The sequence below is a fragment of the Halopseudomonas laoshanensis genome, from assembly GCF_008365385.1.
Taxonomy (GTDB): Bacteria; Pseudomonadota; Gammaproteobacteria; order Pseudomonadales; family Pseudomonadaceae; genus Halopseudomonas; species Halopseudomonas laoshanensis.
In genome coordinates this window covers 185,397-200,777 of the sequence record NZ_QOVF01000002.1, presented here as the reverse complement: position 1 = coordinate 200,777, position 15,381 = coordinate 185,397, and the positions used below count along the sequence as shown (strand labels likewise).

Sequence of the window (15,381 nt, the reverse complement as noted above, 5' to 3'; positions counted from 1 at the left end):
TCAAGTAAACAAAAAACTTTTTTGAAAATAACCCTAAAGCTCTTGGCCAGTACGCCGATACAGTAACTGAACGCGAACTCACTGGGTGCCTGGGCAATGCCGGCCCGCGAGTCGCAAGCTCAGGCAAACATAATCAGGTCTACGAGGTAACACATCATGGCTCTTACAGTAAACACGAACGTATCGTCCCTGAACGCCCAGCGTAACCTGGGAAGCTCATCCAACGCTCTGCAAACTTCCCTTGAGCGTCTGTCTTCGGGTTCGCGTATCAACAGCGCTAAAGACGACGCAGCTGGCCTGCAGATCTCTAACCGTTTGACCAGTCAGATCAATGGCTTGGGTGTTGCGGTTAAGAACGCAAATGACGGCATCTCGATCGCCCAGACAGCTGAAGGCGCTCTGCAAGAATCGACAACTATTCTCCAGCGTATGCGCGATCTCGCGTTGCAGTCAGCTAACGGAACTAATTCAACTTCTGAGCGTGAAGCCTTGGGGCAAGAGGTGAAGCAGCTTCAGCAGGAATTAACCCGTATTGCTGAGACTACTGCGTTCGGCGGCAGGAAGATTCTTGATGGTTCGTTTGGGACTGAGTCTCTGCAAGTTGGCTCTCAGGCAAATCAGACCATCGACGTCAGTCTTACCTCTGCGAAGGCAGAAGATATCGGGCTTTCTGGTAAATCACTAACCGCTACTGCTCTGACAGGTTTTTCTGGAGCTACTGCCGCTGGATACGTTAAGGGGGCAGCAGATTCGCTCTCCGTAACGGTAGCGGGCGATACTAAAGATATTCAACTGCGTGACGGGATTTCTGCTGCTGACTTGGCTGGGCAGTACAATAGTGTTGAGGGGCTTACAGGTGTAAAAGGTTACACCGGAGCTAGCGTCACAGGTAGCGGCAACGCGGGCAACTTAGAAGTAACGTTAAATGTTCAGGGTGTAGAACTGAAATTTGCTGAGGGGGCTGATGTCGCGACGTTCAACAACAATCTTGCAGCAGCGGCAGCAGATGTTGGAACTCGAGACGCTTTGGCTAAACAGGGCATAACCTTTACCGCTGGAGCGCCCGGTGCGGCTGGGACCTTCTCTAGTGCTTCGGGCGAGAATATCGATATTTCGTTTGCCAACGCTGGAGCCGGTACCATCCAAGTAGCCGACGTTAATAAGGCTGGGACGGCTGGTACTGCCACCGCTGCAGCTACCAGCGGAAGTTCCGTAGTTACGGGCGAATTGGATTTCTCCGATGCGATTCTCGACAATGAATATGGCGCCGTAACCGTTGCTGCTGCTGGTGGACTAAGCGGTGGTGTAGCTACAGTAGGTGCAGAATCACGCTTTTCCAGCGTCCTCGATATCGATATTTCTACCGCTGGCGGTGCCCAGTCTGCGATTGACGTTATTGATTCGGCCATAACTATGATTGACAGTCAGCGAGCCGAAGTTGGTGCCGTTCAGAACCGCTTGGAGTCTACAATCAGCAACCTGCAGAACGTTTCCGAAAACGTATCCGCTGCCCGCGGCCGTATTCAGGACACCGACTTTGCTGCTGAAACGGCTAACCTGACCAAGAACCAGATCCTCCAGCAGGCTGGAACTTCGATCCTGGCGCAGGCCAACCAGTTGCCCCAGGCAGTCCTCAGCCTACTGGGCTAAGGATTAAGTAAGGGTTACACTGCGGGGGACTGGGAGACTGGTCCTCCGCTTTATCCTTTGTGAGGTAAGCACCATGGATATGGGCATTCTCAAGCCGTTTGATGTAAGCCGTACTGCGCGTTCAAGTGTAGCGGTTGAGGCCTCAGCCGAGCGTTCGGCATTAGGGCAAACGGATCTTGCAGCAACAATATCGGCTGCCAAGCCGGTGGCAACACAAACTCGGGATGCGCTGGCGCAGCCCTCTGAGATCGCCGAAGATGAGTTGAAGTTGGCGGTGTCGGATATTCAGGATTTTGTTCAGTCGGTACGTCGGGATATCAATTTTCAACTTGATGATTCCAGTGGCCGGGTGGTAGTGAACGTAACTGAAGCGAGCAGTGGCGATGTCATTCGCCAGATTCCTTCAGAAGAAGCGTTGCGACTATCAGAGAATTTGTCTGAAATTCGCAGCCTGTTGTTTGAAGCAGAGGCCTGAGCCTCTGCCAGCCGGTTTGACTGGCACATAACTTGCCTGCCTTACCGGGACATTCCATTCGGTACGCAGACCGTCAATTTTCGGTCGCAGGGGCACAGCTATGGCTATTCAAGGTTTAGGTAACGGCATTGGGTCGGGTCTGGATATCAACAGTATCGTCAAGGCGCTGGTTGATGCCGAGAGCGCACCCAAAAGCGCGCAGCTCAACCGTCTTGAGCGGGCGACCACTTCTAAGTTCTCCGGCCTTGGCCAATTTCGCAGTGCCCTCTCTGAATTTCAAACCGCACTAAAGGGGCTGAATGACCCCGCCTTGTTTGAAAAGCGCAGTGCCACCTCTGGCAAGCCGGATATTTTCTCGGTCACTGCCGACGCGAAAGCCTCTTCTGGCAATTTCAACGTTCAAGTATTCAACATGGCGCAGACCAGCAAGGTTGCGTTGGCTGGTGTGGCTGATCCTGCTGTTGCTGCTGCAATGGGCACCGGCACATTAACGATTGATGTGGGCGACACCCAGCTCAATATCGATATTACCGACGGTAACAATAGCCTCGGCGCTATACGCGACGCGATCAATGCGGGGGGTAAGGAGTCAGGTTTATCGGCCAGCATCGTTACCGATCCCAATGGTGGAGGTGGCTCGCGTCTGGTGCTGAGCTCCACCCAGTCTGGTACCGGTAACGATATCAGTGTCAGCGTGAGCAACGGGACAGGCAATCTTGCCAGCCTCGCATATACGCCCGATGCACCGGATGCTGATTTTACGCCTACGCCCGTCAATCCGAACGATCCTTTAGCGCCGCGGACGATTAGTTACGGGCGTGATGCCCAACTGGCGATTGATGGCATCAATATCAGCAGCGCTACCAATACTGTGGACGAAGCTATCGAAGGGGTCAGTATCACGCTCAAATCAGCTCAGTCGGCTGATGATATCAAAGCGGCAAACAGCGTTAGCCTGGCGGTTGCCGAAGACCGCGCCGGCGTTAAATCGCAGCTGAACAAATTCGTAGATGCCTACAACAAGATGATGGGCACGGTGACGTCGCTGACTAAAGTTACCAAGGTTGGTGGCGATGATGGCGAGCCGCTGGCAGCTGCCCTGGTCGGTGATGCGTCTGTGCGCTCCTTTATGTCCGCCATCCGCAACGAGTTGGGCAACGCTCAAGGTACTGACGGCATGCGTATTCTTGCCGACCTGGGTATCTCTACTCAGCGCGACGGCACCTTGGCGATAGATAGCGAGCGCCTGGATACCGTGCTGGAAGATAACTTTGAACAGCTGAACGGCTTTCTGACCGGCGATAACGGTTTGATGGCACGTCTGGACGGTAAGGTGGACCCTTACACTCAGACCGGAGGTATTCTTGAAAGCCGTACCACCGCGCTGCAGAATACGCTGTCCAGCGTGGATGATCAGCGTGAGCAATTAACCCGGCGCATCGACAAGCTTGAAGCGCGGCTTTTTTCGCAGTTCAACGCCATGGACGCACTGGTAGGCCAGCTGTCTGGTACCAGTGACTATCTTTCCGGCGCTCTGGACAACCTCCCCGGCGTAGTACGGCAGGATCGCAGATAATGAAAACCCCGATTGATACCTACAAGCAGGTCAATATTTCCCAGGAAGTCTCTCAATATCGCGCCGTGCAATTGTTGCTTGATGGTGCCATTGAGCGGTTAAAGCTGGCAAAGCATGCCCAATCTACTGGCAATCCCGAACGCCGTGGCATTGCGGTTAGCAACACCATCAGCATTATCGGTGCATTGCAGGCGGCATTGGACAAGGATCTGGGTGGTGAGATTGCCGAGAACCTGGATGCTTTGTACGACTATATGACCCGCAAGCTCGCTGGTGTGGCGCTGGATGATACGCCGCGCTCACTGGACGAAGTATTGGCGCTGCTGCAGGAAATCAAGCAAGGGTGGGATGGCATAGAGCCGGTTTAAATGCGCAGCTGAGTGCGCGAATAATATGTGACGCAAGGCCCGCATGATTTCATAAGCGGGCCTTGCTGCATCTGCGGTGTAGACAAATAAAGATTAAAGTTTTCCGCATGAGGCCGATACATTGAACATGTATGATCAACCTCAGGATGCGCCCATGAACGCCTACGCCGCGATGAAGCAGTACCAGACCGTGAACGTCAATGCACAGGTCAGTGAAGCGGATCCACATCGCTTGATTCAAATGCTGATGGAAGGCGGGTTGCAGCGCATAGTGCAGGCCAAGGGCGCGATGCAGTTCAATAATGTGCAGCTCAAGGGTGAGTTGATCGGCAAAGCCATTGGTATTATCGGTGGCCTGCGTGAAGCGCTGGATTTTGCCAAGGGTGGCGAGGTGGCTGCCAACCTGGATAGCCTTTATGCCTTCATGATCCAGCGGTTGAGCATTGCCAACCTGAAAAACGATTCGGCTATTCTGGATGAGGTTGCGGCACTGCTGCGTGACGTCAAGGAAGGCTGGGACGGCATTCGCCAATACTGAGGACAGACCAATGACCGTTGCAGTCAAACAGCTGGAAGATACCCACCAGGCGCTGGTAGAAGCGGTACATGCTGGCGACTGGCAGCAGGTCAGCCAGCTTGATCATGTGTGCCGTGAGTTGGTGGCGCAGGCGATGGCTGAAGACGGCCGTGAAGACCAGGCGCTGGCCGATGCGCTGGATAATCTGCTGACCACGTACCGCGAAGTGGTCGCGCTCTGTCAGGCCGTTCAAGGCAAGCTGGCCGAAGAGCTGCAGGAGCTGCAACGCAGCAAACAGAGCGCCAAGGTCTACCAGATGTTTAGCTAAGCCTTGAGCTAAACGCCTTGCGGTCTGAAGGTTACAAGGCGTTTTACCCCGAAGCGAATTCCGTCTAAATAAAAAATGTCGTTTAACTGCGCCAACTATTTGACTGCGACAGCGAATCTGACTAACGTTGGCAGCATAAATTATTCGAGTGGCAAAGCGCTATCAGCGTCAATTGCCCGGATTGCGTGTTTACAGGACGCCTTTCACACTTATGCTGCCTAACAGCCATATCTTACTCATTGATGATGAACCCTCCAGCCGCCATGACTTGAGCGTGATCCTGTCCTTTCTGGGCGAAGATGCGGTCATTACCACCTCGGCTGTCTGGCAAAAAGAGGTGGAGGCGCAGTCAGCTTCTTCCGGCAGCTTCAAATGTGTGATTCTCGGGCACTGCGACTGCGCGCATGGCATGCAAGGCTTGCTTGCGCAGTTGGACAAGTGGGACGAGAACCTGCCGGCTATCCTGCTTGATGCAGAGCAGGCGACAAACTGGCCGGAACATCTTAAGCAGCGCCTGTTGGCGGTATTGCCGCCACCGCTGAGCTATAACCAATTGCTCGATTCCTTGCACCGCGCCCAGGTGTATCGCGAAGTCTATGATGACCGCGATCGTCAGCGCCAGCGCGAACCGAATCTGTTCCGTAGCCTGGTAGGCACCAGCCGCAGCATCTTCTCCGTGCGGCAAATGATGCAGCAGGTAGCTGATACCGAAGCCACGGTTTTGATTCTGGGTGAGTCGGGTACCGGCAAGGAAGTGGTTGCGCGTAATCTGCATTATCACTCCAAACGCAAAGATGAACCCTTCGTTCCGGTCAACTGCGGCGCTATTCCTGCGGAGTTGCTTGAGAGCGAGCTGTTTGGTCACGAGAAGGGTGCTTTTACCGGTGCTATCACCAGCCGGGCAGGGCGTTTTGAGCTGGCTCAGGGCGGCACATTGTTCCTGGACGAAATCGGCGATATGCCGTTGCCAATGCAGGTCAAGCTGTTGCGGGTGTTGCAGGAACGGACCTTCGAGCGGGTGGGTAGCAACAAGGTACAGACCGCCGATGTGCGCGTGATCGCGGCTACGCACAAGAACCTGGAGCAGATGATCGAGCAGGGTGGCTTCCGCGAAGATCTGTATTACCGTTTGCACGTGTTCCCGATCGAGATGCCGGCCATGCGCGACCGGATCGAGGATCTGCCGCTGCTGCTGAACGAATTGATTACCCGTCTGGAAATGGAAAAGCGCGGGTCTATCCGTTTCAGCACCTCGGCGATCATGTCGCTGTGCCAACACGATTGGCCGGGTAACGTGCGCGAGCTGGCCAACCTGGTTGAGCGCATGGCGATCATGCATCCGCATGGTGTGATCGGCGTTGGCGAGTTGCCGCGCAAGTTCCGTTACCTGGAAGACGATCAGGAAGAACTGCGCAATGCTCGGGCTGGTGAGGATGAGCGTGACGAGGCCTTTAATGGTCTGGTGGGTTTGAACAGTCCGGCGTTCTTGCCACCCGATGGTCTGGACCTGAAGGAATACCTCGGCGGGTTGGAACAGACGCTGATACAGCAAGCCCTGGACGAGTGCAACAGCGTGGTAGCCCGCGCCGCCGAGCGGTTGCGGATTCGGCGTACTACGCTGGTGGAAAAGATGCGCAAGTACGGCATCAATCGTGGCGTCGACCTGTCAGAAGAATGACGCGGATTTAGTAATTCTTTTCTAAGTTGTTGAATTTGTTTGTTTGTTGTGTGATGGCACGGGCTTTGCTTTGACCTCCCTGAAGCTTTCTTTTGTATTCAGGGGATCACCCGATGGTACTCACCGCCAAGCACCTTTCGACCGCCAATGCAGCTCCATCCGAGCTGCATATCGCCGACGCTAAACCCCGTGACGAGGCCCAGCTAACCGCTGCCTACGAGCTGTTCCGGCAAATGTCGGGTCAGCTGTCGGGGTCTTACGCCTTGCTTCAGGAGCAGGTCAGTACCCTTCAAGCGCAGCTGGATCAGGTGCATGCCCAGCGTCATCGCGAGCTGGCCGAGAAGGCCTGCCTGGCTTCGCGCTTGCAGAATCTGCTAGATTTGCTCCCCGGTGGCGTGGTGGTGCTGGATGGTAACGGCGTAGTGCGTGAGGCTAATCCCGCTGCCCGTGAACTGCTCGGTGAGCCTTTGGAAGGCCAGCTGTGGCGGGACCTGATCCGTGACCGTTTCGCCCCCCGTGATGATGACTACCATGAGGTGTCCCTGCGTAGCGGCCGCCGTGTATCGCTGGCAACCCGTTCGCTGCTCGGTGAGCCAGGCCAGATCATCCTGATCAACGATCAAACCGAAACCCGTCAGTTGCAAAGCCAACTGGCGCGCCACGAGCGTTTGTCTGCACTGGGGCGCATGGTTGCCTCTCTGGCCCATCAAATTCGCACGCCGCTGTCCACCGCCATGCTGTATGCCAGCCATTTGCACGACCAGGATTTACCGGCCGCGCAGCGCCAGCGTTTTGGCGAGCGCCTGAGCGGTCGTCTTAAAGCCATGGAGCATCAGGTGCGCGACATGCTGTTGTTTGCCAAGGGCGATCTGCCGCTGGAAGACCGCGTGAGCGTTGAGCAGCTTTTTGACGCCCTGCAGGTGGACGCTGGTCCGCTGGTCGAAGCCAATGCTGCCAGTTGCCGTTGGGATAATCGCTGCCCGCAAGGTTTGGCGCTCAAGTGCAACCGCGACACCCTGGTGGGCGCGGTCACCAATCTGATCGACAACGCCATCCAGGCCGGCGGCGACGCTGCCCGGCTTAAAGTTTGTGCCCGTCTGATCGAGGGGCAGCTCAGCCTGAGTGTGGTCGATACCGGGTGCGGTATGGATGCTGAGCAGCGTGCGCAAATAGGCGAACCCTTCTACACCACTCGCGCGCAAGGTACGGGGCTGGGTGTGTCTGTGGTCAAATCCGTGGCGCGGGCCCATGGCGGCGCCTTTTATCTGCGTAGCAAGGCGGGCTGGGGAACCAGCGCCGAGCTTCTGCTGCCAGTGCAGCAGGGTATCCAGACCAAGGCATTACTGGAGAGCAGCATATGAGTCAGCCACGCCTGCGAATTCTGTTGGTAGAAGATGACCGTGCCCTGCGTGAAGCCTTGAGCGACACCTTGACCCTGGGCGGTTACGAGGCCCTGGAGGCCGGTGACGGAGATGCTGCGCTGGCCATATTGCAGCGTGAGTCGGTATGCATGGTGGTCAGCGATGTGAACATGCCCGGCATGGATGGTCATCGGCTGCTGCGTCATTTGCGTCAGTACCATCCGCAACTGCCGGTGCTGCTGATGACTGCTTACGGTACAGTGCAGCAGGCGGTGGAAGCCATGCGTGATGGCGCGGTGGATTATCTGGTGAAACCCTTTGAGCCGCGCGCACTGCTAGAGCTGGTCGCCCAGCACGCGCAGGGGCGTCTGCGTGCCGGTAAGCTCGAAGGGCCGGTAGCAGTAGAACCGTCCAGTCAGCAACTGCTGCATCTGGCCTCGCGAGTGGCAGCCAGTGATTCCACTGTATTGATTTCCGGCGAGTCCGGTACCGGTAAAGAAGTGCTGGCGCGCTTTATCCATCAGCAATCGCCGCGCGCGGAGCAACCCTTTATCGCGATCAACTGCGCGGCGATTCCGGAAAATATGCTGGAAGCCACGCTGTTCGGTCACGAAAAAGGCTCTTTTACTGGTGCGGTCGCTTCTCAGTCAGGCAAGTTCGAGCAGGCCAATGGTGGCACGCTGCTGCTGGATGAAATCTCCGAGATGCCGCTGAGCTTGCAGGCCAAGTTGCTTCGGGTGTTGCAAGAGCGCGAGGTCGAGCGTGTGGGTGGCCGCAAGCTGATTCAGCTGGATATACGAGTTATCGCCACCACCAACCGCGATCTGCCAACCGAAGTGGCGGCCGGACGCTTCCGTGAGGATCTGTATTACCGCCTGGGGGTTTTTCCGCTGCAGTGGCAGCCACTGCGCACGCGACCCGGCGATATCTTGCCGATCGCCCAGCGTCTGCTGGACAAGCACACCAGGAAAATGAATCAGGCTCCGGTCCGTTTTGCTGCAGACGCCTGCCACGCCCTGCAGCAGCATGGGTGGCCAGGCAACGTCAGAGAATTGGATAACGCCGTGCAACGGGCCTTGATTCTGCAGTCGGGCGGCGTGATTCACGCGCAGGATCTGTGTTTGGCGGTCCTGCCGGGTAGTCCAATGACGGTACCAGCGGATCTGCCAAATTGGGATGCCAGTCCGACGCTGCCAGCCGTCGAGAATCTGACAGCTTCAGCTCCGGTACAGACAGCTCAGGCCGGTACTGACCTGGGGGCGGGAGTCAGGCAGCGCGAGTATCAGTTGATCATTGACGTATTGCGTGCCGAACGCGGCAAGCGCAAGGAAGCCGCAGACAAGCTGGGCATCAGCCCGCGGACGCTGCGTTACAAGCTGGCGCAGATGCGTGATGCGGGCCTGGATGTTGAGGCCAGTCTCTACGCCAGTTGAATTCCAGCACTTTCGCTGAAAAACGGCCGCTGCTATAGCGGCCGTTTTGCACCTCCCACCAGACCAACGCCCCCGCATTATTGCTATTCCCGCATGTTGGCATCATTCCTGCTTAACTAACTCCAACGCAATCCACGCCGTCAAAAAAATCGCGGCCCGGAGATAGTCATGACTCAAGGTGTTGAATTCAATCGTTTGATGTTGCAGATGCGCTCGATGCAGATGGAGGCCATGGGCCGCCCTCAGCCGCCGGTGCAGCTGGAGCAGAACGTCAATGGACCGGCCTTTGAAAATGTACTCAAGCAGGCCGTCGACAAGGTCAGCGAAATGCAGAGCACCACCAGTGATCTGCAAAGCGCCTACGAACGCGGTGTGCCGGGTGTCGATCTGACTGAGGTGATGATCGCTGCGCAAAAATCCAGTGTGGCCTTTCAAGCTGTGACCCAGGTGCGTAACAAAATGGTCACTGCCTATGAATCCATCATGAACATGCCCATCTGAGCATATACACTTGCCTTGCTGTGATTGACCGAGGGTAGAACATGGAAACCGCCAATACCGCCAACACACCTGCTACCCGGCCTGGGCCGGCGCTGGGCAGTGAGCGCAAGCCGTTCATGGGGCTGAATGTGCTCGACAATCTGTCGCAGTTGCCTATGCTGCGGCAGTTTGCGCTGTTGATCGGTCTGGCGGCGAGTGTCGCCATTGGTTTCGCCGTGGTGCTCTGGTCACAGGAGCCGGATTACCAGACGCTGTACAACAATATGGAGAACTACGATTCCGCTCAGGTGGTGGATATTCTCACCCAGGCGCGCATCCAGTACCGCGTTGAGCCTAACAGCGGTGCGCTGTTGGTGGCGACCGAGGATTTGGCCGACGCCCGTATGCGTCTGGCTGCCGCCGGCGTCAGTGCCCGTGACAATAATCTGGGTTATGAAATTCTCGACCGTGAGCAGGGTCTGGGCACCAGCCAGTTCATGGAAACCACGCGCTACCGTCGGGGCCTGGAAGGTGAGATGGCGCGGACCATTTCCAGCCTGTACAACATCAAATCCGCGCGCGTGCACATCGCCATTCCGCGCTCCACTGTATTCGTGCGTGACGACCGCAAACCTACCGCCTCAGTGCTGCTGGAGATGTTTGCTGGCCGCAGCCTGGAGCCGGCGCAAGTCATGGCGATCGTCAATCTGGTGGCGACCAGTGTTCCGGAGCTGAGTAAAGATCAGGTTACCGTGGTCGATCAGAACGGCAATCTACTCTCCGATCAGGACGAGCTGAGCGAGTTGACCATCGCTGGACGTCAGTTTGATTACACCCGGCGCATGGAAGATACCTTTACCCGTCGCGTGCACAACATATTGGAGCCGATAGTCGGCGCTGGTCGCTACAAGGCTGAAGTCTCCGCAGACGTAGACTTCAGCGCAGTGGAGTCGACTGCCGAGATGTACAGCCCCGAATCTGCGCTGCGTAGCGAGCAGGTAATGACCGAAGAGCGTGCTGCGGGCCAGGGCCCCCAGGGTATTCCTGGCGCTCTGACCAATCAGCCTCCCGGTGCCGTGACCGTGCCAGAAGTTGTCGTTGATCCAGACACCGGCGAGCCGATCGTGCCTGTGGTGCCACGCGATACCCGCGAACAGGCCACACGTAATTACGAGCTGGACCGGCAGATCAGTTACACCCGCCAGCAGCAAGGCCGTTTGCGTCGCCTGTCGGTTGCGGTGGTGGTGGATGATCCGGTGACAGTGAATGCCGAAACCGGTGAAAATGTCAGCGAGCCATTGACCGAAGCCGATATCGCCCAACTGACGCGCCTGGTGCAGGACGCCGTAGGCTTTGATGCCAGCCGCGGTGATAGCGTCAGCGTGATCAACAGCCCCTTTGTCGCTGTTGCCGAGATGGAGCCTTTGCCGGAAATACCTTTCTGGTCTGAGGCGTGGTTCTGGGATCTTGCCAAGCAGGTACTGGGAATACTCTTTATACTGATTCTGGTGTTTGGTGTGCTGCGCCCGGTCTTGAAAAACCTGACCGCTCAGCCACAGAATCGAGGCCTTGCCGGTTACCCGGCTGAGTTGGGCGGCATGGATGATATGGACGAGGATCTGCGCGACGACCGCGTCAGCCTCACCGGCCCAGCCGGCAGTGCTGCGGTGCTGTTACCGCCGCCTGGTGCTGGTTACGAACAGCAGTTGAATGCTATCAAGGGCTTGCTGGCCGAGGATACGGGCCGGGTAGCTCAGGTTGTCAAAGAGTGGATTAACGCCGATGAGTGAAGAAGTCGCCAAACGCCCGAAACTGTCCAAGCTGGACAAGGCCGCGATCTTTTTGTTGAGCCTGGGCGAATCTGACGCCGCGGCCATTCTCAAGCATATGGGCCCCAAGGAAGTGCAGCGGGTCGGTAGCGCCATGGCTGGTCTGCGTACTGTGCACCGCGAGCAGGTGCAGCAGGTCATGGGCGATTTCATCGATACCGTCGGTGATCAGACCGGGCTAGGCGTGGGTGCAGACGGCTATATTCGCACGATGCTGACCCAGGCTCTGGGTGAAGATAAAGCCAACAGCTTGGTGGATCGCATTCTGCTCGGCGGCAGCACCTCGGGGCTGGATAGTCTGAAGTGGATGGAGCCGCGTGCCGTTGCCGACGTGATTCGCTTCGAACACCCGCAGATTCAAGCCATCGTCGTCGCCTACCTGGATCCCGACATGGCCGCCGAGGTCATCAGCTATTTCGATCATAAAGTCCGCCTGGACGTACTGTTGCGGGTAGCCGCGCTGAATACCGTGCAACCCTCGGCGCTGAAAGAGCTGAATGAGATTCTCGAGAAGCAGTTTGCTGGCAACTCGAATACCACCCGCGCGAATATGGGCGGTATCAAGCGCACGGCCGATATCATGAACTACCTGGAATCCAGTACCGAGTCGCAGCTGATAGAAGCCATTCGGGATATGGATGAGGACCTGTCCAGCAAGATCGAAGATCTGATGTTTGTCTTCGACAACCTGGCGGAAGTCGACGATCGGGGCATTCAGGCGCTGTTGCGCGAAATTTCGTCTGACGTGCTGATTATCGCCTTGAAGGGGGCGGACGAAGCGATCAAGGACAAGATCTTCAAGAACATGTCCAAGCGCGCATCCGAACTGCTGCAGGACGACCTGGAAGCCAAGGGGCCGGTGCGCATCAGTGAAGTGGAAGCGGCGCAGAAGGAAATTCTGACCATCGCCCGACGCATGGCCGACGCCGGTGAAATCGTCCTGGGCGGCAAGGGTGGCGAGGAAATGATCTAGTGCCGGAGTCAGGAAAGCGTCCCGCAGCCACCGCAGAGCGGACCAAGGACAGCGAGCTGTTGCGCGGCGGCGAACTGGCCGGTTTCGCCCGCTGGGATATGCCCAGCTTTGACGCGGCGCCGCACCATGTGCCGATCGAACGTGAAGAGCAGCCTGAAGAATCAGCGGAGAATGGTGAGCTTGCAGCTGAGGCGGAACTCCAGGAGCAGGGCCCTAAGCCTTATACGGTAGAGGAGCTGGAACAGATCCGCGAGGAAGCCTACAACGAAGGTTTCGCCACCGGCGAGAAGGACGGCTTTCATTCTGGCCAACTCAAGGGCCAGCAGGAGGCAAAGGTTAAGCTGGACGCGCGGATGGACGAGCTGGAAAAGGTCATGGTGCAGCTGCTCGAGCCAATGCGCGAGCAGGATGACCAGATTGAGGACATGCTGCTCAAACTGGTTGAAACCATGGTCCGCGAAGTTATCCAGCGCGAACTGAAGATCGATTCCAGTCAGATCACCGCGGTGTTGCGCGGCGCGCTGAAAGCGCTGCCGATGGGCGCCGAGAATATTCGTATTTATCTCAATCCGGCTGATTTTGACGCCGCCAAGGCATTGCGCGAGCGCCATGAGGAAAAATGGCGATTGCTGGAAGATGACCAACTGATGCCCGGGGGTTGCCGGATTGAAACCGAGCACAGCCAACTGGACGCGACGCTGGAAACCCGCCTGCAACAGATCACCACGCAGCTTTTTGAGCAACAGCGCGAGCAGCGTGTGCGCCCGCCGGAGCCGGATATCACCCTGACGGAGACCGGCCAGGAGTCTGCATCTGCAGCAAGTCCGGGGAGCAACGATGAGCCGGCTTGAACGCATCAGTTTTGCCAAGCGCCTGGCCACTTACCCTAACGCATTGACCTTGCCCCACGAGCCTGTAGTAGAGGGTCGGCTGATCCGTATGGTCGGCCTGACCCTGGAAGCTGAAGGCTGTAAGGCGCCAGTGGGCAGCCGCTGCGTGGTGATCAGTGATACCCCGCAGGGCGGGCGTACGCAGATCGAAGCGGAAGTGATGGGCTTTTCCGGCAGCAAGATTTATCTGATGCCGGTCGACAGCTTGCAAGGTGTGCAGCCCGGCGCCCGCGTCGTGCCGTCCAAGGGCGGTGGCAAGCTACCCATGGGCAACGCGATGCTTGGTCGGGTAGTTGACGGCATTGGCCGGCCGCTGGACGGCAAGGGCGATTTCAAGGCTGATGACTGGGTGGACCTGAATGGGCCGGTGATCAATCCGCTCAAGCGCCACCCGATTGACGAGACCCTGGATGTGGGCATTCGCACCATCAACAGTCTCTTGACGGTCGGCCGCGGCCAGCGGCTGGGTCTGTTCGCCGGTAGCGGCGTCGGCAAGAGTGTGTTGCTGGGGATGATGACGCGCTTTACTGAAGCGGATATCACCATTGTCGGCCTGGTCGGTGAGCGGGGCCGTGAGGTCAAGGAATTCATCGAGCAAATTCTCGGCGAGAAGGGTATGGCCCGATCAGTGGTAGTCGCCTCGCCGGCGGATGACGCCCCCCTGATGCGTCTGCGCGCCGCCATGTATTGCACGCGCATCGCCGAATATTTTCGCGACCAGGGCAAGAACGTATTGTTGCTGATGGATTCGCTGACGCGTTTCGCCCAGGCCCAGCGGGAAATCGCCCTGGCCATCGGTGAGCCGCCAGCGACCAAGGGCTATCCGCCGTCGGTATTTGCCAAGCTGCCGCAATTGGTAGAGCGGGCGGGTAATGCCGAGCAGGGCGGAGGCTCGATAACCGCGTTCTATACCGTATTGTCCGAAGGTGACGATCAGCAGGATCCGATTGCCGACGCTTCGCGCGCCATCCTCGACGGCCACGTGGTGTTATCACGTCGGTTGGCCGAAGAAGGGCATTATCCCGCGATTGATATCGAAGCCTCGATCAGTCGGGCCATGCCGCAGATCGTCAGCGACGAGTACTTGCAGAAGGCCCAGCAATTCAAGCAGCTCTACGCCCGCTACCAGCAAAGCCGCGATCTGATCAGTGTGGGTGCCTATTCTGCCGGGTCTGATCCGCTGACTGACAAGGCCATGGAGAAAATGCCGGAAATGCAGGCCTTTCTGCGCCAGGGACTGCAGGTCAAGGTCAACCTGCCGGACAGTCAGAAGTCATTGGAGCAGTTGATCAGCCATGAGTGAAAGCCGCATTCGGCGTCTGACGCCCGTGCTGGATATCGCCCTGGATGAAGAACGCAAAGCGGCTGGCATGCTGGGTGATTGCCAGCGGCAGCTGGATGATGCCCAGGCGCGACTGCGCGACCTGGAATTTTATTGCAAGGAGTATCAGAACGGTTGGACTCAACGCGGCCAGCAAGGCGTTGGCCGCGACTGGTTGCTCAACTACCAACGCTTCCTGGCGCAGATGCAGACGGCCATCGATCAGCAACACCAGACGGTTGTCTGGCATCAGCAAAGCCTGGGTAAAGCCCGTGAGGTCTGGCGTCAGCGCTATCAACGGTTGGAAGCGATGCGCAAACTCATCGAACGCTATCAGCAGGAAGCACGGGTGCGCGCGGACAAGCAGGAGCAGAAGCTGCTGGATGAGCTTTCCCAGCGTGCATTTGATCGCAATCGAAATAATCCCTGACAGTCTGCATACCCTGTGCTAAAGGTTAAAGGGAGGCTTTTGCAGCACACGCACAACCCGCCAATAAGGAAT

General features: G+C 57.3%; 15 protein-coding genes. All 15 read left to right on the top strand.

Annotation, left to right across the window (positions count from 1 at the left end):
* Positions 1–156 precede the first annotated feature (156 nt).
* The 15 genes from DT594_RS07520 to fliJ all read left to right on the top strand — a co-directional run bounded on the left by DT594_RS07520 (position 157) and on the right by fliJ (position 15,309).
* Positions 157–1,650, top strand: a complete 1,494-nt coding sequence (locus DT594_RS07520) for a flagellin (protein WP_149332123.1) — start codon at positions 157–159, stop codon at positions 1,648–1,650.
* A gap of 73 nt (positions 1,651–1,723) precedes the next feature.
* Positions 1,724–2,125 carry a flagellar protein FlaG gene (locus DT594_RS07515; protein ID WP_425460518.1) on the top strand — a complete coding sequence of 134 codons (402 nt, stop codon included), beginning with the start codon at positions 1,724–1,726 and terminating at the stop codon, positions 2,123–2,125.
* Positions 2,126–2,225: 100 nt separating this feature from the next.
* Positions 2,226–3,701 carry a flagellar filament capping protein FliD gene (gene fliD / locus DT594_RS07510; RefSeq protein WP_246164586.1) on the top strand — a complete coding sequence of 492 codons (1,476 nt, stop codon included), beginning with the start codon at positions 2,226–2,228 and terminating at the stop codon, positions 3,699–3,701.
* Positions 3,701–4,069 (top strand): flagellar export chaperone FliS, encoded by a 369-nt coding sequence (gene fliS / locus DT594_RS07505; protein ID WP_149332122.1) that lies wholly within the window; start codon positions 3,701–3,703, stop codon positions 4,067–4,069. Before fliD ends, fliS (DT594_RS07505) begins: the two co-directional genes overlap by 1 nt.
* A 154-nt stretch (positions 4,070–4,223) precedes the next feature.
* Positions 4,224–4,607, top strand: coding sequence for a flagellar export chaperone FliS (fliS, locus tag DT594_RS07500; protein ID WP_149332121.1), 384 nt, complete (start codon positions 4,224–4,226; stop codon positions 4,605–4,607).
* A 10-nt stretch (positions 4,608–4,617) separates the two neighbouring features.
* Positions 4,618–4,914, top strand: a complete 297-nt coding sequence (gene fliT, locus DT594_RS07495) for a flagellar protein FliT (protein WP_174958991.1) — start codon at positions 4,618–4,620, stop codon at positions 4,912–4,914.
* Positions 4,915–5,125: 211 nt separating this feature from the next.
* The gene (locus DT594_RS07490; RefSeq protein WP_149332119.1) at positions 5,126–6,592 is read left to right on the top strand and encodes a sigma-54 dependent transcriptional regulator; all 1,467 of its coding nucleotides are present in this window, start codon (positions 5,126–5,128) and stop codon (positions 6,590–6,592) included.
* A gap of 113 nt (positions 6,593–6,705) precedes the next feature.
* Positions 6,706–7,953: a sensor histidine kinase gene (locus DT594_RS07485; protein ID WP_149332118.1), complete on the top strand. Its 1,248-nt coding sequence runs from the start codon at positions 6,706–6,708 to the stop codon at positions 7,951–7,953.
* Positions 7,950–9,386: a sigma-54-dependent transcriptional regulator gene (locus tag DT594_RS07480; RefSeq protein WP_149332117.1), complete on the top strand. Its 1,437-nt coding sequence runs from the start codon at positions 7,950–7,952 to the stop codon at positions 9,384–9,386. The genes DT594_RS07485 and DT594_RS07480 overlap by 4 nt, the downstream gene beginning before the upstream one ends.
* Positions 9,387–9,554: 168 nt before the next feature.
* Positions 9,555–9,887, top strand: a complete 333-nt coding sequence (fliE, locus tag DT594_RS07475; protein ID WP_149332116.1) for a flagellar hook-basal body complex protein FliE — start codon at positions 9,555–9,557, stop codon at positions 9,885–9,887.
* A 41-nt stretch (positions 9,888–9,928) separates the two neighbouring features.
* Positions 9,929–11,656, top strand: a complete 1,728-nt coding sequence (gene fliF / locus DT594_RS07470) for a flagellar basal-body MS-ring/collar protein FliF (protein ID WP_149332115.1) — start codon at positions 9,929–9,931, stop codon at positions 11,654–11,656.
* Complete coding sequence (gene fliG / locus DT594_RS07465) at positions 11,649–12,668, top strand: flagellar motor switch protein FliG (RefSeq protein WP_149332114.1); 1,020 nt, start codon at positions 11,649–11,651, stop codon at positions 12,666–12,668. Before fliF ends, fliG begins: the two co-directional genes overlap by 8 nt.
* Positions 12,668–13,519, top strand: coding sequence for a flagellar assembly protein FliH (gene fliH, locus DT594_RS07460; RefSeq protein WP_149332113.1), 852 nt, complete (start codon positions 12,668–12,670; stop codon positions 13,517–13,519). Before fliG ends, fliH begins: the two co-directional genes overlap by 1 nt.
* Positions 13,506–14,861 (top strand): flagellar protein export ATPase FliI, encoded by a 1,356-nt coding sequence (gene fliI / locus DT594_RS07455; protein WP_096348292.1) that lies wholly within the window; start codon positions 13,506–13,508, stop codon positions 14,859–14,861. The genes fliH and fliI overlap by 14 nt, the downstream gene beginning before the upstream one ends.
* Positions 14,854–15,309: a flagellar export protein FliJ gene (fliJ, locus tag DT594_RS07450; protein WP_096348291.1), complete on the top strand. Its 456-nt coding sequence runs from the start codon at positions 14,854–14,856 to the stop codon at positions 15,307–15,309. Before fliI ends, fliJ begins: the two co-directional genes overlap by 8 nt.
* The last annotated feature ends 72 nt before the right edge of the window (positions 15,310–15,381 follow it).